The organism is Paenibacillus vini (genome assembly GCF_018403325.1).
Taxonomy (GTDB): domain Bacteria; phylum Bacillota; class Bacilli; order Paenibacillales; family Paenibacillaceae; genus Fontibacillus; species Fontibacillus vini.
The window spans coordinates 35,485-54,415 of record NZ_BOSL01000011.1; the positions used below are offsets into that span (position 1 = coordinate 35,485).

At 49.0% G+C, this 18,931-nt stretch carries 13 protein-coding genes; 11 read left to right on the forward strand and 2 right to left on the reverse strand.

Features of this window, described 5'->3' with window-relative positions:
* Positions 1-134 precede the first annotated feature (134 nt).
* The 5 genes from KJS57_RS16605 to KJS57_RS16625 all read left to right on the forward strand — a co-directional run bounded on the left by KJS57_RS16605 (position 135) and on the right by KJS57_RS16625 (position 6,334).
* Complete coding sequence (locus tag KJS57_RS16605; RefSeq protein WP_213655647.1) at positions 135-1,124, forward strand: formylglycine-generating enzyme family protein; 990 nt, start codon at positions 135-137, stop codon at positions 1,122-1,124.
* A gap of 70 nt (positions 1,125-1,194) precedes the next feature.
* The gene (locus KJS57_RS16610) at positions 1,195-2,685 is read left to right on the forward strand and encodes an arylsulfatase (protein ID WP_213655648.1); all 1,491 of its coding nucleotides are present in this window, start codon (positions 1,195-1,197) and stop codon (positions 2,683-2,685) included.
* A gap of 19 nt (positions 2,686-2,704) precedes the next feature.
* Positions 2,705-3,952: an anaerobic sulfatase maturase gene (locus KJS57_RS16615; RefSeq protein ID WP_213655649.1), complete on the forward strand. Its 1,248-nt coding sequence runs from the start codon at positions 2,705-2,707 to the stop codon at positions 3,950-3,952.
* A gap of 11 nt (positions 3,953-3,963) precedes the next feature.
* Positions 3,964-4,797 (forward strand): helix-turn-helix domain-containing protein, encoded by an 834-nt coding sequence (locus KJS57_RS16620; protein ID WP_213655650.1) that lies wholly within the window; start codon positions 3,964-3,966, stop codon positions 4,795-4,797.
* A 136-nt stretch (positions 4,798-4,933) separates the two neighbouring features.
* Complete coding sequence (locus KJS57_RS16625; RefSeq protein WP_213655651.1) at positions 4,934-6,334, forward strand: sulfatase family protein; 1,401 nt, start codon at positions 4,934-4,936, stop codon at positions 6,332-6,334.
* Positions 6,335-6,425: 91 nt separating this feature from the next.
* Here the strand turns inward: KJS57_RS16625 and KJS57_RS16630 are convergent, their stop codons facing one another.
* The gene (locus KJS57_RS16630) at positions 6,426-8,204 is read right to left on the reverse strand and encodes a sensor histidine kinase (protein WP_213655652.1); all 1,779 of its coding nucleotides are present in this window, start codon (positions 8,202-8,204) and stop codon (positions 6,426-6,428) included.
* Positions 8,201-9,637 carry a helix-turn-helix domain-containing protein gene (locus tag KJS57_RS16635; protein WP_213655653.1) on the reverse strand — a complete coding sequence of 479 codons (1,437 nt, stop codon included), beginning with the start codon at positions 9,635-9,637 and terminating at the stop codon, positions 8,201-8,203. Before KJS57_RS16635 ends, KJS57_RS16630 begins: the two co-directional genes overlap by 4 nt.
* 248 nt (positions 9,638-9,885) lie before the next feature.
* Between KJS57_RS16635 and KJS57_RS16640 the strand changes: the two genes are divergently transcribed.
* The 6 genes from KJS57_RS16640 (at position 9,886) to KJS57_RS16665 (ending at position 18,909) form a co-directional block, all read left to right on the forward strand.
* Positions 9,886-10,827 carry an ABC transporter permease gene (locus KJS57_RS16640; RefSeq protein WP_244861597.1) on the forward strand — a complete coding sequence of 314 codons (942 nt, stop codon included), beginning with the start codon at positions 9,886-9,888 and terminating at the stop codon, positions 10,825-10,827.
* 24 nt (positions 10,828-10,851) lie between these two features.
* Positions 10,852-11,751 carry a carbohydrate ABC transporter permease gene (locus tag KJS57_RS16645; protein WP_213655654.1) on the forward strand — a complete coding sequence of 300 codons (900 nt, stop codon included), beginning with the start codon at positions 10,852-10,854 and terminating at the stop codon, positions 11,749-11,751.
* 52 nt (positions 11,752-11,803) lie between these two features.
* Entirely contained in the window at positions 11,804-13,438 is a 1,635-nt protein-coding gene (locus tag KJS57_RS16650) for an extracellular solute-binding protein (protein ID WP_211020050.1), read from the forward strand.
* 74 nt (positions 13,439-13,512) lie between these two features.
* On the forward strand, positions 13,513-15,414 hold the full coding sequence (locus KJS57_RS16655; RefSeq protein WP_213655655.1) for a beta-N-acetylhexosaminidase: 1,902 nt from the start codon (positions 13,513-13,515) through the stop codon (positions 15,412-15,414).
* Positions 15,415-15,434: 20 nt separating this feature from the next.
* A complete protein-coding gene (locus tag KJS57_RS16660; protein WP_213655656.1) occupies positions 15,435-17,183 on the forward strand; it encodes a glycoside hydrolase family 35 protein in 1,749 nt (582 codons plus the stop codon).
* A gap of 205 nt (positions 17,184-17,388) precedes the next feature.
* The gene (locus tag KJS57_RS16665) at positions 17,389-18,909 is read left to right on the forward strand and encodes a glycoside hydrolase family 43 protein (RefSeq protein WP_213655657.1); all 1,521 of its coding nucleotides are present in this window, start codon (positions 17,389-17,391) and stop codon (positions 18,907-18,909) included.
* The last annotated feature ends 22 nt before the right edge of the window (positions 18,910-18,931 follow it).

The following is an 18,931-nucleotide window of genomic DNA, read 5'->3' on the forward strand; positions in this document are numbered from 1 at the left end:
ATTGAATCATTCCATAAAAACTTAATTTCATTTTGAGGAAAAGTGTTATAATGAAGTTGAAAATGAACTTCTGGAATTCATGGCGCGCCTTTTTTAACTTAGAGCAGGGATCATCACAGATTGGAGATTTGAATATGGCAGATAACTTTAAAGCTTGCTGCTCAGCCAGTCGTCATCAAGTCAAGGTCAATGGTTCCCTCGATGGATCGTCCCAAGTGAAGAAATCGGAGAAATCGATCCAAGCATCGACCGGGAAGAAAGACTTATCGGGTATGATTCTTATCGAGGGAGGTCCATTTCTGATGGGGACGGATGATAAGGAAGGCTTCCCGTCGGATGGAGAGGGACCGGTTCGGGAAGTGACAGTCTCTTCCTTCTATATAGAAGCGACAGCGGTTACAAATGAGCAGTTCGCGCTCTTTGTAGAAGATACCAACTACGTTTCGGAAGCGGAGCGTTTCGGCTGGTCTTACGTCTTCCATTCTTTCGTTTCCGAAGAAACAGGCAAGAAGGTTACCCAAGTGGCAACTCAAACCCCTTGGTGGTGGGTCGTAGAAGGAGCGGACTGGCGTCACCCGGAAGGCCCCGATTCTCATGTGAAGGAGCGGCTGGATCATCCGGTTGTTCATATGTCCTGGAATGATGCCGAAGCTTATTGCCGCTGGGCCGGCAAGCGTCTTCCGACAGAAGCGGAGTGGGAGTATGCTGCCCGGGGAGGACTTGTCCAGAAACGATATCCTTGGGGGGACGAATTAAAGCAAGGCGGAGAACACCAATGCAATATTTGGCAAGGGAAATTCCCCGACAAGAATCATGCCAGCGACGGTTATGCAGGCACGGCTCCTGTAAAATCCTACCGGCCTAACGGTTATGGCCTTTACAATATGTCGGGAAATGTATGGGAATGGTGCGAGGATTGGTTCGCGCCTGACTATCACCGGTCTTCCGATTCCGTAAATCCGCGAGGCCCGGCAAGCGGTGTGGCAAGGTCGATGCGCGGCGGATCCTATTTATGCCATAAATCTTATTGTAACCGCTATCGTATCGCGGCCCGAAGCAAGAATACGCCGGACAGCTCTTCAGGGAATATCGGGTTTCGGTGCGCGGCGGATGTTATAAAGTAAATCCGTTGAGGAAACTCACTGAAGCTATAACTTGTATCGTCTAGTATTTCATCAAGAGGAGGCTTTTGAAATGGAATCAGGAACGAGTTCTAAACGTCCAAACATTTTACTGATTACGGTAGACCAGATGCGCTTTGATTGTTTAAGTATACTAGGGCATCCCGTCGTGGAGACTCCTAACCTGGATGAATTGGCCCGAACCGGTGTGAGATTTGATCATGCTTATTCGGCGACTCCGACCTGTGTGCCTGCCCGGGCGGCTATATTCACAGGGATGAAGCAAACCTCTCACGGACGAGTCGGCTACCAGGAGAGGGTGCCGTGGAATTACCCGAACACATTGCCGGGTGAACTGGCTAAATCGGGTTATCATACGCAATGTGTCGGTAAAATGCATGTCTATCCGGCACGGAGTCTGCTCGGATTCCATAATGTTGTTTTGCATGACGGTTATCTGCACTATAATCGCGATAAACAGAATACTCCCGTTCAAGAACATTTCGATGAAGTGGATGATTACTTGCCGTGGCTGCGCGGACAAGTTCCGGGAGCAGACCTCTTGGACCTTGGACTGGATTGTAATGCTTCCACAGTTGCAAGGCCATGGGCTCTGCCGGAACACCTGCATCCTACCAATTGGACTGTAAGTCAATCGATCGATTTCTTGCGGCGCAGAGATCCGGGCAAACCGTTTTTCCTGTGGATGTCGTTCGTGCGCCCTCATTCTCCTCTTGATCCGCCGCAAGCCTATCTGGATATGTACAAGGATCTCGATATTCCCGATCCGGTGATTGGGGAATGGGCCATGAAGGAAGACCCGGAGGGGAACGGGTTTAATCCCGTGACTTCCAAGGGCATCGTTCCCAAGCGTCGCTTAAGAACAGCTATGGCTGCTTATTACGCGTTAATTACCCATATCGATCATCAAATCGGACGTTTTCTGCAAGCGTTGAGTGAATACGGCGAACGGAATAATACGATCATCATGTTTACTTCGGATCACGGGGAGCTGCTGGGCGACCATCATTTGTTTAGAAAGTCGTTGCCTTATGAAGGGAGCGCCCACATTCCATTTATCGTAAATGATGCGGGAGGACACCTGGATTTGGCTTCAGGATCCGCCGTGTCCGAGATCATTGAATTGCGCGATATTATGCCTTCTTTATTGAATGCGGCTTCGGCCGAGATCCCCGGTTCCGTCGATGGGGAGAGCATCTGGGATTTAGCGCGCGGCGATAAGGAACCCCGGGAAAAGTCTTGGCGTGAGTACCTGCACGGGGAACATACCCAAGGCATCATGTCCACGCAGTGGATTACGGATGGGCGCGAGAAATATATATGGTACTCTCAAACCGGGGAGGAACAGTTCTTCAATTTGACTCAGGATCCCGGCGAACTGCACAACCTGATTCACGATCCGTCGCTGCAGGAAAAAATTCAATATTGGCGTTCTATCCTGATTCATGAGCTTCAGGGCCGCGAAGAAGGATATGTGCAGGGCGGTTGTCTGGTTGTCGGACGCGAACCAGTTTCTGTTTTGTCTCATATTAAACAGGCATAACAATGGGGGATAGAACTCAATGAGCGCATGCATTCAAACATCCAGGCCGCAACATCTTCATGTCATGTGGAAGACCGTCTCCGAGGATTGCAATCTGGCCTGTGATTATTGTTACTACAGTACGGCCGGCGGGGTTCCTCATCAACCGGTTCGAGTGATGGAGCCGGTACTTCTGGATCGGTTTATCTCTCAGTACATGGAACGGTCCTCCGGACAGGCTACATTCTCCTGGCAGGGAGGAGAGCCCTTGTTGGCCGGTTATCCGTATTTTGAACAAGTGGTCTCCCTTCAGGCCAAGTATGCGCCGCCTCATACGCTGATAAGCAATGCGCTGCAAACAAATGGGACGCTTATAAATGAGACTTGGGCGCGATTTTTCAAACGTTACAACTTTCTGATCGGAATAAGCCTCGACGGACCCGAGCATATCCATAATGCCCACCGTGTAACGGGATCAGGGAAAGGCAGCTTTGACCTGGTTATGCGTGGGGTACGTCATTTGCAGCAGGCGGGTGTGGAATATAACATTTTGACGGTGATTCATGAAGATAACGTGACGAAGCCGGACGAAGTGATGGCCTTTTACAAAGAGCAGGGGTTTACATATATTCAGTTCATCCCTTGTATGGATTTTGTTTCTCAAAAGAGCGGGATGCCCGGAGTCTTCCGGATCACCCCGGAACAGTATGGGGAGTTTCTGTGCCGCACCTTTGACTTGTGGTACAACGAGGGGAATCCGGAAATATCCATTCGTATGTTTGAGAATATGGTACTTGCCATGCTGCATCGTCCGGCGGAGCTGTGCGTTCACAGCTCGCACTGTCCGAAGATGATGGTGCTTGAGACGAACGGGGATGCCTACCCTTGTGATTTCTTTATTGACGAAGAGCACAGGTTAGGAAATATCGGTCAAATCGACCTGGAATCATTGCTTGCCAGCCCTGCTTATGAACACTTTTTGCAAATGAAGCCGATGATGAATGAAGCATGCCGCAATTGCGAATATCTCAGCTTTTGCCATGGAGGATGCCCCCGTAATCGGAATTGGCTCGATGTCAATGACCGGTCCGAGGTGGATTATTTCTGCCAAAGCTATAGGATGTTCTACGCCCATGCGTACGACAGAATGACTTTACTTGCTAACCGGCTCAAAACGGAACAATTACAAGCCTACAGGAATAGCGGTCAGCCGCTCCCGCGCCGAAATGAACCTTGTCTTTGCGGAAGCGGGAAAAAGTTCAAGAACTGCTGTCAGCAGCTTGATTAGGAGGGAGTTCCATGTCCTCTAACATTCAAAGTCAGTTTGGAGTAAACGTCCTGGACGTTATCAAAATTCAATACAAGACGCGAATCATTTTTGATTATGTTCAGTCTTGTTATACCGTCTCTTATATACAAAAGGGAGAGGTGTTGACGACATCCTCCGAAGGGGAATATGTGGCTTCCGCCGGGGATGTCATGATTCATCGTCCCAATGAGCCTTTTAATGTCATTTCCAAAAGAGACGGCGTGCATTATTTGTTTAATATCAACGCTACTGTGGGTGCCGGGGATGACTTCTTCAAATTGTTTCCTTTAGGCAAGGTGATTCGAGTACGGGACCGCGACGTGTATGAGCGAAAGTTCGACGAACTGCGGAGCTTGTGGCTGCAAGAGGAAGACGATTTAAGAAACGTTCAGGTCGGTTCGCTCGTTTTTTATCTCCTTTATGAAATTGTCGAAAGCACCAAGCATGGAGGCCGTCGCGCCTCTAGAGATCCCGCCGTTACGGACCGATTTAACGAAGCGCTGCAATTCATGGAGGACCGGCTGGATCAGGAGATTACCAGAGAAGAGCTTGCCAAGCTTTATCATATGAATCCCGTCTACTTTAGTAGGGCGTTCCAGAAAATATACAAGCTGACGCCGATGCAAATGCTTCGTAAGCTTCGGCTGCAGCATGCCAAGCAGCTGCTCGAGAGTACGGATTATACGATGGAGCATATCTCCGGCAGATGCGGATTTTATGACGCTTCGCACTTCAGTAAAGCATTTCAGACCGTGTATGGCAAAGGACCGTCCGAGTATCGAAAAAGTATCAAATTTACAAAAACAAGCATCGCTTCTCCATAGCCGGATGTGCCGGATTCATTTACGCTTATTATCATGAGCGGATCGCATTTGATCAGCACGATGTCGATTCGTAATCTTTCCCATTATCTATTTTATCAGTTCATCTTAGTATAAATAGAAAGGCAGGGAATCAATCATGAGAATCTTGTATTTGGATTTGGACTCGCTTCGCCCGGATCATCTGGGGTGCTACGGCTACCACCGGAATACGTCCCCGAACATCGATGCCATTGCTAAGGAAGGGGTCACCTTTACCAATTATTACTGCTCGGATGCTCCATGTCTGCCATCCCGCTCCGCATTAATGTCGGGGCGTTTCGGCATTCATAACGGAATCGTAGGACATGGCGGTACCGCTGCCGATATGCGCAGGGAAGGGGCAAGCCGGGAATTCAATGACCGCCTGGGCATGGAGAGCCTTCCCGCTGTATTAAGGCAAGCGGACATGAAAACCGCGTCGATCAGCACGTTCTCCGAACGGCACTCCGCCTGGACGTTCAACGCCGGTTTTCACGAGGTGTTCAACGTGGGCGGAAGAGGGCATGAGACGGCGGAACAGGTGCTTCCCGTAGCGCTTAAATGGCTTGAGGATAACGGAAGCTCGGAGAATTGGTTTCTGCATCTGAATTTTTGGGATCCGCATACGCCTTATCGTACGCCCGAGGATTATGGCAATCCGTTCGCACAGGACCCCTTGCCCGCCTGGCTCACCGAAGAGGTATTCGAGCTTCACCGGAACAAGAAGGGGCAGCACAGCATTGAAGACATGAACGCGCTCGCCAAATCGCACTATCACCGTCATGCCCGTCACCATCGGAGCATAGATCAGCACGACGATTTGCGGGTTATTATCGACAACTATGATACCGGGGTTAAATATCTGGACGAGCATCTCGGGCAAATATTCTCCAAGCTGAGGCAGCTTGGGGTGATGGAAGATACGGCTATCATTATCAGTGCGGATCACGGAGAGAACCTGGGCGAGCTCGGGATTTATTCCGAACACGGCACGGCGGATGAAGGGACCTGCCGTATTCCGATGATTGTTTCCTGGCCGGGCGGCAGGAAGGGAGCCGTGGATGACGGCCTCCATTATCATCTGGATCTCCCGCCGACCTTAGCGAGTCTTCTGAAATTGGAAGCCGCTCCATCCTGGGACGGAGAAAGTTATGCCGAAGCTATTACGGAGGAAATCCCGTCCGCCGGGCGAGATTATCTTGTCATTTCACAATGCGCCCATGTGTGTCAGCGCAGCGTCCGATTCGGGGATTGGTTATATATGCGTACCTATCATGATGGACATCATGGATTTCCGAAAGAAATGTTGTTCAATTTGAAGCACGACCCTTATGAACAACATAATCTCGCTGAAGAACGCAGAGATATTTGCAAAGAGGCCGTGTATTTGTTAAATGAATGGCATGACGAGATGATGAGCTCCATGGACTGCGATATTGATCCGATGCGGACGGTACTGAAAGAGGGCGGACCTTATCATGCCAAGGAGTACGCGGACGCCTCCGGTCATAAAGCATAGCGGTTAAAATGATACATTTTATTTGGGCTTAAAAAGGGGGGTGTCCCATCTGTCATCGATAGATGACAGATGGGACACCCCCTACTTTCTGCTAAGCACCGTATTCTTGCGGTTCTATCAAAGTTCCGGGAAGCATCAACACGGTCTTCGTTCCGCTTCCCTCCCGGCTGTAGAGCCGGACACCGCAAGGATCTCCGTATTTAAGATGCAGGCGGTTATTCACGTTGAGAAGACCGATATGATCGCCTGATTCTATATTTTTCTGAGCCAGCAGCTTGGTTAGCTGTTCAAGCCTGTCGGCTGGAATTCCCACTCCATTATCTTCGACGGCGATCTCCAACAGTCCCTCTTCGCTGGTCTCCACCGAGATCAGCAAAACTCCGCTGCCCTGAGCTTCAAGTCCATGAGCCAGCGCATTTTCGATAATGGGTTGAAGAATCATTTTTGGTACGGAAATATGAAGCCATTCCTGCGGACAGAACAGCGTGTACGTGAACTTGTCCGGAAACCTTCCCTGGTAAATCTTCACGCAAGCTTCCGCGATTTTGAGTTCCTCACCAAGAGTTACTTCCTCTTTGCCTTTGATGCTGTATCTTAGCATGGTGCTTAATGCGGTGGTCATTTCAAAGATCTCCCGGTTTCCTTTTACAATGGCAACGCCTTTAATGGTATCCAAAGTGTTGCTTAAGAAATGCGGGTTGATCTGGCTCTGCAAATAAGAGTATTCGGCCCGCTGCTTTTCCAAATCGGACTGGTAGAGCTGGGTTGAAGCATCCACTAATTGGCCCGTCAAATCATGAATCCGTGTGGTCATATCGTTGAACTGCCGGGAGATGATTTCCATCTCGGCATAGCCTCTAAGATCAACCTTATTGTTGAGCACCTGCAGGCTTCCAGCCTTCAACTGATTCATATAACGCATCAGCCGGGACAGCGGCCGCAAGAGATTCATCACAAGCACGGAGTAAGGGATGGAGACGACCAACAGGGTTAAGGCCAACAGCCAAATGCTGAACTTCTTCAACTTCTCCAGTTCCTTCATTAAACTGTGAACCGGAACTGCGGTTACGATTCTTCCCGATATTTCAGGCAACTGAAAGGATTGAATGGCGTATTTCTTCCCGTTGATCGTTTCGACGGTTGACTTGCCGTCCTCGTAAGCGGCTCGGTTAAGAATCGGTTCCAACATAGCTTCCGGTTCGTTGCTATTGGAGTAAATTACGCCTTTATCATCTATCATAAAAAAGCTGGTTCCGGCCAGGCGGGGGTACTCCGAGAATTCAGTCTGAATCGCTCTCATATCCATAATAACGGCAAGATATCCGATCTTTTCCCCATATTTCGACGTATCCCCGGAAGCAAAGATATTCATCCCGAAGAGCAGCTTGCTCTTGTCGAGGATTTTATCAGGAGGGCTATAACCCCGATATTGAACGATCCCGTCATCTCCGGCTGTATCCATGAGATCTTCCACATATTTTGTTCTCCCCGCGATAGAAACTCGAGTGTTCGAACTTCCCGTCACAACAATATCCAGAATATCCGTATTCATATTTCGGGCGATGCTCAGCAACCCTTCTACCTTTTGAGATAAGTCATAGACCCGGAGCTTATCCTTCTCCAGGAGAAACTTCTGGACGGTCGAATCGTATCCCACGTTCATCATCATGGATGAAATGTTGGCATAGTTGGCGGAAATCCGCTCTTTGAGTAGCGAGACCAGCTCCGTATTGTATTGCGTATTCTGGTTAATAATCGTTTCGCTGGATAGTTGATAGACCCGCGAGATAATAACGGGAATGAGAGCTATAATAAACAATCCGAATAACAGAACCTGGGTACGGATAGATAGTCTCTTAATTGTTTTCATTGGTTTTTGTCCCTATATTGCGTCGGCGTCATTTTAAGATGCCGCTTGAAGATCCGCGTAAAATAGAAGTAATCATGAAATCCGCATTTTTCCCCGATTTGATAGATGGAGAGATCGGTCTCCACCAGCAGCTTGCAAGCGCATTCAATCCTTAGGCGGCTAATATGCTCAACAATAGTCTCACCGACTTCTTTCTTAAATAACTGGCACAGGTAATTGGGACTTAAGTAAAAATGATTAGCCAAATGCTGAATAGATATCTCTTGATTAAAATGGTCGCGAATATACAGCAAGATTTCTTTGACTTTCTTGTTTGAGATTTGCGAAGTATCCGCCTCGTACCTCTCCCTGAACGTATCAAGCGTCATCAGAACCAGATCATCGATCATCGCTTCGGCTGTGCCGTACCGGTAGTAGAGCTGCTCATATCCTTCAAAAAAGCGGCCGCTCACCCTGGCACCTTCCCGTGGAAATAAGTAAAGGATCGAGGTATAGAGCAGGTAAGCTTCTTTAATGGTGAAGATTCCCTCTCTGAATAACTTCTTTATCGATTCCATAGCCGCTATGAAGCCTAGCCGGTCTTTGTTTTGAAGCAGTTGAGAAATCTCCTTGAGCTTCTCGTCGATCGGATTCTCCACGGGTTGATTCCCCAAATAACATCCGGGCTTGCCTGTTGCAAACATGCTGAAGGCAGCCAGGGAGGCTGATTCCAAAGATGCGTCCAACTGGTGGATGTCCGATATTGGCGGGCCGATCCCGATGCCGCATTCTCGTGCAGCGTTCGCTTGCTCAAGGATCTGGAGGAAGGTGTCATATTGACTCTCTTCCAATAGATAGCCATATCGCCGGCGACTCATCGGAAAGACCAGGGAAGAGGTTGGTCCGACCTCGATGGGGGAACCGAGCCCTTGGATAACAATCGGGATGTGTGGCGTAGAGCGGGACAAGGGCATTCGCTTCTCATCCAACCATTGAGTGATTTGCTCGTGATCCCCTGAGCATACGGCTTCATACAGTTCATAGGTGTGATTAGAAACGGGGGGTTCCTTAACTGTTTTGGATTTGAGCTGTTGGGCTATCCGGTTGAGAATTCCTTCAATTTCTTCGATTTCAAAGGGTTTCAGGCAGTATCCGTAAGTGCCGTAATTCATCGCTTTTTGGGCATAAGCGAACTCGGCATGTCCGCTCAATACGATAAAAATAGTATCCGGCGCTACGGCTTTGCCGCGTTGTATAAGTTCCAGTCCATTCATGACGGGCATTTTGATATCCGTCAATACAAGAGTAGGGTGAAGCGATTGGATTAAGCCTAGAGCTTCTTGCCCGTTTTCGGCGTCGTCGATAACTTCAAAGCCGTATTTATTCCAATTCACCCCTGCTTTAATTCCTTCTACGATCCACTTCTCATCATCTGCAATAATCACGGAGTGCATAGGCAATCCCCCTGTCTCTCTGGTGTTCTTAGATTCATCCTAGCTATTGAAGGCCCTTGGGGGTATGGATTATTTTACGCTCACTATGTCGGATATTAAGGGTCACGGGAAGGCCTATTTAAGAAGTATAAAAAATCCACATGCATGGAGTTGGATTCTCTATACTCGACAAATTCCTCTCCCCCTATAATTTATCATATAAAGCGCTTACTCGCATTGCAATCTCAGACAGAAAGGTGGGGGGAAGATTGGCTGAACCTGTAACCGTCCGCACTCCCAAGCGCAGCTTGGGCAAAACGATTTTACAGTATAAGTATTTCTACCTCATGGTGCTGCCGATATTAATCTGGTATGCCCTCTTCAGCTATGCTCCTATGTACGGTGTTACGCTGGCATTCAAAACATTTCATTACGGCAAGGGGATTTTGGGAAGTCCCTGGGTCGGCTTGGAGAACTTTCAGACCTTGCTGACCGACCCCGAGTTTCGCAGAGCATTTTGGAATACCGTCATTATCAGTTTAATGAAGTTGTTAATTCATTTTCCGATGCCTATCATTCTGGCCATTGTGTTATATGAATTTTCGAAGACCAAGATCAGAAGATTCTTTCAGACGATTCTGACCTTCCCGCATTTCATTTCCTGGGTTGTACTCGCGGGGATTGTTATCAATATTTTAAGCAAGGACGGGATCTATAACCAGATCATTATGTTGTTCGGCGGAAACCCGAGCTCCCCGCTCGTGGATGAAGGCGCGTTTAGGCCGGTGCTGTACATCACCCATGTTTGGCGGGAGATCGGTTGGGACTCGATCATTTACTTGGCAGCGCTTTCTGGAATTAACCCGGAGTTGTTCGAAGCGGCCGAGGTGGATGGCGCGAACCGCTTCCGCAGGCTGTTGAACATTGCATGGCCTGGTCTTAAGAGCACAGTAGCCGTCTTGCTGATTCTACAAGTTGGACAACTGCTGACTCAAGGCTCCAGCTTCGATCAGATCTTTAACCTGTACAGCTCACCGGTATATTCAGTGGCCGACACGATCGATACGTATATCTATAGAACTTCATTCACCGTAGGCGGCGATTTCGGTTATATGACCGCTGTAGGTATGGTTAAATCCGTAATCAGCCTGGCGCTCTTATGGGCGGCCAATACCTTCGCTAAGAAGATGGGGGAAGAAGGCCTGTACTAATTTGCAAGTAAGGGGGAGACACAATTGACTGACACAATGGAAAAAAAGACAAAGAAGTGGAGTGCTTTTGATATTGGTGCCTTCGTGATTTTGGGGCTGCTAGCGCTCATTACCTTTTTTCCCTTCTATAACGTTCTAATTATCTCGGTTGCCAAGTTTGAAGCGATCAGCAAAAGCGACTTCTATATCTTCCCGCGATCGTTCGATCTATCGGCTTACAAATTGCTGCTTCAGGATATGAAGTTTTGGACTTCTATCTTAAATTCGGTCATCGTAACCGTGCTCGGAGTCTTGTTCAGCATGACGATCTCTGTGGCTGGAGCCTATGCCCTGTCCAAACGGGGAATGCCTGGCAGAAACGCGATGCTTAGTTTGATCTTGTTCACGATGTTTTTTAACGGGGGATTGATTCCGTTTTATCTGATCGTGAAGGATTTGGGCTTTGTAAATAATATCTTCGTTATGATTATACCTGCGGGCCTGAACACCTTTTACCTGATTATAATGAAAAATTATTTCAACACGATTCCCGAAAGTCTGGAAGAGTCGGCCAAGCTTGATGGAGCGAACGACCTGTATATCCTGCTCAAAATTATTATTCCGATCTCTGCTCCGTTTATGGCAACATTTGCCCTGTTCTATGCCGTAGAAAGATGGAATGAATGGTGGTATGCTTTGATCTTTATCAGCGATGCTTCAAAAACGCCGCTTCAAATTTATTTGCGGGAAACGCTCATTACTTCTAATTCCTTACTCGGTCTCATGGCACAAACCATGGCCGAACAGCAGCAGACTGCGAAGGTTTACACGCCTGCACTGCAAATGGCAGCTGTTGTGGTGTCTAGCATCCCTATCATTGCCGTCTATCCGTTTCTTCAGAAGCACTTTAATAAAGGGATTATGGTGGGCTCCATTAAAGGATAAGAACATTCAAATACAGAGTATTATCCTAAACAATTAAAGGGAGGTTTCAAGCATGCGTAGAAAGAAAATATTAACGCTGGCAATGTGTATTACCTTAATGGCTTCGCTGCTGGCAGCTTGCGGCGGAGGCAATAATGACAAAGGGCAAACGGCAGCGAATGGGGAAGGCTCAAGCTCTGCGAACTCTTCTTCCACAGATAATCCCTACAAAGACCCTATGACCATTTCAGTAGGTTACTGGGACGCGGATGTCGAAATTGCTAACATTGAAAAAGATAAGATCGTTCAACAAATACTGGAGAAATTCAATATTACCTTAAAACCGGTCAATACGACTTGGGATGACTATGCTCAGAAGATTCAAATGTGGGCTGCCTCCGACCAATTGCCTGACATCTTCGCGATCGACGCCGTCGGCACGCAATATCAGCGCAAATGGGTTGAGCAGGGCGTCGTCAAGGCGCTTCCGGATCTCTCTCCCTATCCAAATCTTGCAAAATATTTCGAAGCTCCGGACATTAGCGGCTTAAGCGTTGACGGCAAGCATTATACCGTTCCTCGCCGGATGTTCCCAAGCGTGGACTGGAGTGCGTTGGACCGTGTTGTGCTCTATCGTTGGGACCTCGCCCAAAAAGCCGGCATCACCAAAGAACCTGAGACATGGGAAGAGTTTGAAGCCATGCTGGATGCCATCGTCAAGGCGGATCCGGAAGGCAAGAATATTGCAGGTTTGACATCGACTACTACCAAAATGCTGGGCGGTTTCTTCTGGCTGTACGGTAACCCGGTTGCCACGAGCGATGGCAGCGGCAGCGATTTCAAATGGATCAAAGAGGATGACAAGTATATCCCGGCTATTTTCTCCAAGAAGACGCTTCCGGCGCTTCAAAATATGAAAGACATGTATAACAAAGGATTGATCGATCCCGATATCGCACTAGTGAAGCCTTCGGATTCCTATGACAACTTCGTAGCGGGTAAATCGGCAGCTCTCCTGAGCGGCGGCGGGTTTATCAATTACAATAAAGAAATTTATGAAAAACGTTGGAAGTCCGCTTACCCGGATCAAGATATCACTCAGAGCGTTAAGGTACTTAAGCCGCTCGTCGGTCCGGATGGAGAACGTTCACACGCTATTTTCAAAACCTACTGGTCGGAAAGCTACTTCAGCAACAAGGTCGACGATAAAAAGATGGCCCGGATTATGGCACTCTATGATTATGTATTATCCCCGGAAGGTAAAGATTTGTTGACCTACGGCATCGAAGGCGAGGATTACAAGATCGAGGACGGCAAAAAAGTAATGATCGAAACGCGTTCTTTGATCGAGAAGTATCCGGCCCGTTTATTCCTGAAGGAATTGGTAGCTTACGAAACCTCGGACAGATACAACATGGACGACCCGACGATCGCTAACGAAGCTATACGGAAAGAAGCCGTCGATTATATCGACTGGATTTTGAAAAATACAAAGGTTCCGGATTACAATATTCTATTAACTTACATCTCCACGCCTACAAAGGATAAATTCTCGGTGCTTGATCACGATGATTTGCTCAAAATCATGCTCTCCAAGGAATCGGTTGAGGACTCGTGGAATAGTATTCTGAAGGATTATAAGGCAAAAGGTCTCGATAAAATGATCGAGGAAGTAAATGAGAAGGCCAAAGAAGAAGGTATTGAGTAATCGGGTATGGAACCCGAACATACAGAGGGTGCGGCAGGGAATGGCCGCATCCTTCTACAATTTGGAGGGAAGCGATGATGATAACCGGAATTCACTTGAAGGGATTAAGTGTACAGCAGTTGTCGGCAGTCTCCGAAGTGGCGGGAATTCTGAGCATCCGAATGAATCAGGCAGGCATTCCAGTGGATTGCAAGAACCAAGGGAAAGGCATCCGTGTGTCATTTGGCTCGGGTCAGGCTGCTATTGAGTACGAGAAGGAACATCAGTTGATTCGGGGGATCAGCCGGTTTCTCGAGCACGTACGCCGAGGAGAAGAAACGTTTGAAATCAAGGAACAGCAGGCCTATGAACAGCTAGGCTTTATGGCGGACTGCTCGCGCAACGCTGTTCTAAACGATCAAGGATATAAGGAATTGATCCGCCGTTTATCGCTCATGGGTTATTCGTCGGTTCAACTGTATACGGAAGACACGTATGAGCTGAAGGAATATCCTTACTTCGGTTATATGAGAGGGAGATATACCGGCGGACAAATTCAGGAGATGGACAAGTACGCTGCACTTTTTGGCATAGAGCTGGTTCCTTGCATTCAGACGCTGGCCCATCTGGGTCAAACCTTGAAATGGCAGGCTCATGCACCGTTGGTGGATTGTCAGGATATTCTCCTGATCGACGAGCCCGGGACTTATGATTTGATCGATCGTATGTTTGCTTTCATGGCCGTAAATTTCCGCAGCCGCCGAATCAATATCGGTATGGATGAAGCACATATGATGGGACTGGGAAAATATCTCGACAAGCACGGTTACCATGATCGTTCAACGTTGATGCTTAAACACTTCGGCAAAGTGATGGAGATCGCCAGGAAATATGGTTTCCATACGATGATGTGGAGCGACATGTTTTTCCGTCTGGCAAGCTCGGGAGAGTATTATGATACGGAGAGTCCGATTCGCCCCGACATTATAGAGATGATTCCGGAAGATGTTACGTTGGTCTATTGGGATTACTACTCGGAAAAGCAGGAGATTTATGACGGAATGCTTCGTAAACATAAGCAGCTCAGCGACAACATCGGGTTTGCTGGCGGAGCCTGGAAGTGGATGGGCTTTGCTCCGAACAACGAATTCAGCCGCAAGGTCAGCCTGCTGGCACATGAGAGCTGCATCAAATATGGCGTTAAAGACGTGCTGGTGACAGCCTGGGGAGATAATGGCGCCGAGGCTTCCGTCTTCTCGGTACTTCCATCCCTTCAACTATGGGCAGAGTTATGCTACACGGGACGTTCGGAGGAAGATTATATGCGGGAGAGATTCACCACTTGCACAGAGGGCAATTACGATGACTTCATGACCCTTGACGCGGCTAATCTGGTTCCAGGCAACCCCGCACCCGGAGGAAATTCCATCAATCCGGCAAAGTATTTGTTGTATCAGGATATTATGTACGGGTTGTTCGACCGCCATGTTGTACCGGATGCATATACGGAGCATTACCGGTTGAGTGCGGAAAGACTTGAAGCGGCGTTATTGCGCAATCCGGCTTGGAAGCCCCTATTCTCCGTCCAGGCAAGCTTATGCCGATTGCTTGAGGTCAAGAGCGAAGCGGGAATACGCATCAGGGATGCATACCGCCGAGGAGATTCGGAGACACTGGCCCGTTTTGCCGATGTGACTTTGCCGCTGCTTTCCGATTTGACCGAAAGGTTTATGGACGAATACCGGATCCAATGGGAGAAGGAAAACAAGATATTCGGGCTTGATGTCTTTGATCTGCGGATGGGAGGCTTGCTTCAGAGAATCCAAACTGCCATTCGTCGAATCCATCGTTATGTAGAAGGGGATCTGGACCGGATTCCGGAATTGGAAGAGGAACTCCTGACCTTCGACGGTCTCGTTGATGAAGACGGTCCAAGAGCGATCAGCGCGAATTTATGGCATACGATCGCAACCCCTTCCGTGATCGCAGGGGTTTAGGGAGAAAGGAAGAAGAAACTATGAGTAATTTATCCATATCGGGCGACCAGTTTCTGTTGGACGGTCAGCCGTTCCGTCTTCTCTCCGGGGCTCTGCATTATTTCCGGATCGTTCCGGAATATTGGCGGGATCGTATGTTGAAGCTGAAGGCTTGCGGACTGAATACGGTAGAAACCTATATTCCTTGGAATTTGCATGAACCGGAGGAAGGCCGCTTTTATTTTGAAGGTCTGGCTGACATTGAAGCCTTCGTTCGACTAGCCGGGGAACTGGGCTTGCATGTGATCCTGCGGCCGAGTCCCTTCATTTGTGCCGAGTGGGAATTCGGCGGCTTGCCCGCATGGCTGCTAGCGGATGACAACATGCAGCTCCGCTGCGATTATAAACCTTATTTGTCCAAGGTTGACGCTTACTTTGACGAACTGCTTCCGCGTTTGCGGCCTCTGTTAAGCACCCAGGGCGGCCCCGTGCTCGCGCTTCAGGTTGAGAACGAATACGGGAGCTATGGAACCGACAAAGCTTACTTGAATTATTTGAAAGAAGGAATGATCGCCCGCGGCATGGATGTACTGCTGTTTACCTCGGACGGAGCCGAAGATCGCATGCTTCAGGGCGGGATGATCGACGGGGTGTTCGCCACGGTCAATTTCGGATCACGTGCCAAAGAATCCTTCGCCAAACTGCGTGAATATCAGCCGACGGGGCCGCTGGTATGCATGGAATTCTGGAACGGTTGGTTTGACCGCTGGATGAAGCCGCATCAGACCCGTCCCGCAGCTGAAGTGGAGGAAACGCTGGATGAGATGCTGGCTTTGGACGCTTCTGTCAATTTCTATATGTTCCATGGCGGAACGAACTTTGGATTTATGAATGGGGCCAATCTGTTCGATGAGTATGAGCCTCTAGTAACCAGCTATGATTATGATACGCTACTGGACGAATCCGGCAGGCCGACGGATAAATTTTACGCAGCCCGGAAAATTATCGAGAAATACGTAGATCTGCCGCCGCTGGAATTGCCTCCAGGGATTGAGTCGCGGGCTTATGGGAAGGTACGGATGACAGAATGTGCGCCATTGTTTACCCAGTTGGACGCATTGTCTCATCCTGTGCGCAGATCGTGCCCCGAACCGATGGAGAAGCTTGGGCAGGCGTATGGATTTATTTTATATTCAACGAAGATTACGGGACCAAGCAGCGGAAGGGAGCTTATCCTGCAAGAAGTACGCGATCGTGCGCTTATTTTCGCCAATGGAGCCTATATCGGTACGGTTGAACGTTGGAATCCGAAGGGGATACCTTTGGAAGTCCCGGCGGAGGGATTGCAGATCGATATTCTGGTGGAAAATATGGGGCGCATAAACTACGGCCCTCAGCTCCGTGATCCGAAAGGAATCACATGCGGGGTGAGGCTCGGCTATCAGTTCTTGCATGATTGGACTATTCGGTCCTTGCCGTTGACCGATCTTACTGGTTTGACGTTTGTTCCTGATGGTGATTGCGACGAACGCCTTGAGCCCGTCTTTTATCGGGGCAGTCTGCATGTTGACGAGCCGGCGGATACGTTCTTGCGATTGGATGGATGGGGCAAAGGGCAGGCCTTCATCAACGGCTTTAACCTAGGCCGTTACTGGGATAAGGGACCGACTAAGACGCTGTACGTGCCGGCTCCGCTTCTTCGCGAAGGCGGGAACGATATTATCGTGTTCGAACTCCATGGCGTAAAGGAGCCCGTCGTTTCTTTTGTAGATCAGCCGGACTTTGGATGAAGTCTTGATCGGCCCAAAATATCAAATAGCGCAGGCTTCCTGAAGAGGAGGGCTGCGCTTTTTGATATAAGTTGGAAAGAGGCTTGTTAGGGCAAGGCGAAAACGCTATGATAAGTTTTGTGTACGCTTTCAAAAATGGCAGGTAATCAAGGAATATCTTTTCAAATAGAGCATGTTTAAGACAACGAAGGAGGCAAGTGGAGCAATGGTCAAAACAACGATTACGAATCCGGTCATTTGGGCCGATGTACCGGACGTCAGCGTCATCCGCGTAGGAACGACGTTCTATATGGTGAGCACGAGCATGCATTCCATGCCAGGCTGCCCGATCATGAAGTCGGACAATTTAATGCATTGGGAGCTGGTGAACTATGTATTCGATACGCTCGAAGATCATGACGCACATCATTTGCTCGACGGAACAGGCATATACGGTAACGGTTCATGGGCTGCCAGCCTGCGCTACCATAAGGGGATGTACTATGTATGTTTCTCGTGCAATGATATGGACCGGTTCTATGTATACAGGACGAACGACATCGAGCACGGACGATGGGAGCGATCAGTACTAGGTGGACTCCATCATGATCCGGGCTTGCTGTTTGATGATGACGACCGCGTCTATGTATTTTACGGTAACGGCGATATCCGCATCGCGGAGTTGACGCCGGATGCAACGGCGTTGAAGCCGGGCGGTATTAACCGGTTACTGTTCGAGACGGAGCGTGAAGGGATCGGTTTACGAGCCGAGGGCTGTCATGCCTATAAGCTGAACGGATTTTATTATCTGTTCTTTATCGAATGGCCGAATACCGGCAATTGCCGCCGCAGACAGGTTGTCTACCGTTCAAGGGAACTGTTGGGACCGTACGAGCATCGCGTCGTGCTGGATGACGATATGGGCTACCACAACAAAGGGGTTGCGCAGGGAGGTATCGTCGATACGCCGGCGGGAGAATGGTACGCTGTTCTGTTTCAGGATCACGATGCTGTAGGCCGGATCCCCTGTGTCGTCCCTGTACATTGGGAGAATGACTGGCCGGTATTTGGAATCGACGGCAAAGTGCCGTCGTCCTTCGAGGCGGACCTGCCGGAGAGGCTGCCGAAGCCGCTTGTCATCAGCGACGACTTCGACTATGACGAGAATAAACTGGCGTTAAACTGGCAATGGAACCATAATCCCGACAACCTGTTATGGTCGGTGACGTCGCGTCAAGGGCACCTTCGGTTAATTACGGGGCGTCCGGCGCAAAGCGTTGAATATGCCCGGAACACATTGACGCAGCGTACGGAAGGACCGCGCTGCACGGCGATGACGACGGTTGACATTACCGGAATGAAGCCGGGTGATCGTGCCGGGCTGGTTGCCTTACAGCATGATTTTGGCACCGTCGGCGTGCAAATGGAGGAAGACGGCAGCCGGTACGTTGCAATGACTGCTGCTTCCGGAGACGGCGCTGAAACCACGGTCGAGCGTATTCGTTACGAAGGAGACATAATCTATCTTAAAATCAAGTTTGACTTCGAGGATAGTGCGGATACGGCCGAGTTTCACTATTCTTCGGACGGCCACCGGTGGGAAACCATCGGCCGCCCGCTGCAGCTTAAATATACGCTGGATCATTTTATGGGCTGCCGGATCGGCTTATACAACTATGCGACGAAGGAAGCGGGAGGGTTTGTGGACTTCGATTATTTCCGCTACGGTATGGATTCAGAACATTGATTAAGGAAGGAAGGCATGAATT

Coding starts and splice junctions, on each gene's coding strand:
- KJS57_RS16650 (WP_211020050.1), top strand. CDS start 11,804: ATGCGTAGAAAGAAAATATTAACGCTGGCAATGTGTATTACCTTAATG.
- KJS57_RS16635 (WP_213655653.1), bottom strand. CDS start 9,637: ATGCACTCCGTGATTATTGCAGATGATGAGAAGTGGATCGTAGAAGGA.
- KJS57_RS16620 (WP_213655650.1), top strand. CDS start 3,964: ATGTCCTCTAACATTCAAAGTCAGTTTGGAGTAAACGTCCTGGACGTT.
- KJS57_RS16630 (WP_213655652.1), bottom strand. CDS start 8,204: ATGAAAACAATTAAGAGACTATCTATCCGTACCCAGGTTCTGTTATTC.
- KJS57_RS16610 (WP_213655648.1), top strand. CDS start 1,195: ATGGAATCAGGAACGAGTTCTAAACGTCCAAACATTTTACTGATTACG.
- KJS57_RS16625 (WP_213655651.1), top strand. CDS start 4,934: ATGAGAATCTTGTATTTGGATTTGGACTCGCTTCGCCCGGATCATCTG.
- KJS57_RS16655 (WP_213655655.1), top strand. CDS start 13,513: ATGATGATAACCGGAATTCACTTGAAGGGATTAAGTGTACAGCAGTTG.
- KJS57_RS16665 (WP_213655657.1), top strand. CDS start 17,389: ATGGTCAAAACAACGATTACGAATCCGGTCATTTGGGCCGATGTACCG.
- KJS57_RS16605 (WP_213655647.1), top strand. CDS start 135: ATGGCAGATAACTTTAAAGCTTGCTGCTCAGCCAGTCGTCATCAAGTC.
- KJS57_RS16615 (WP_213655649.1), top strand. CDS start 2,705: ATGAGCGCATGCATTCAAACATCCAGGCCGCAACATCTTCATGTCATG.
- KJS57_RS16660 (WP_213655656.1), top strand. CDS start 15,435: ATGAGTAATTTATCCATATCGGGCGACCAGTTTCTGTTGGACGGTCAG.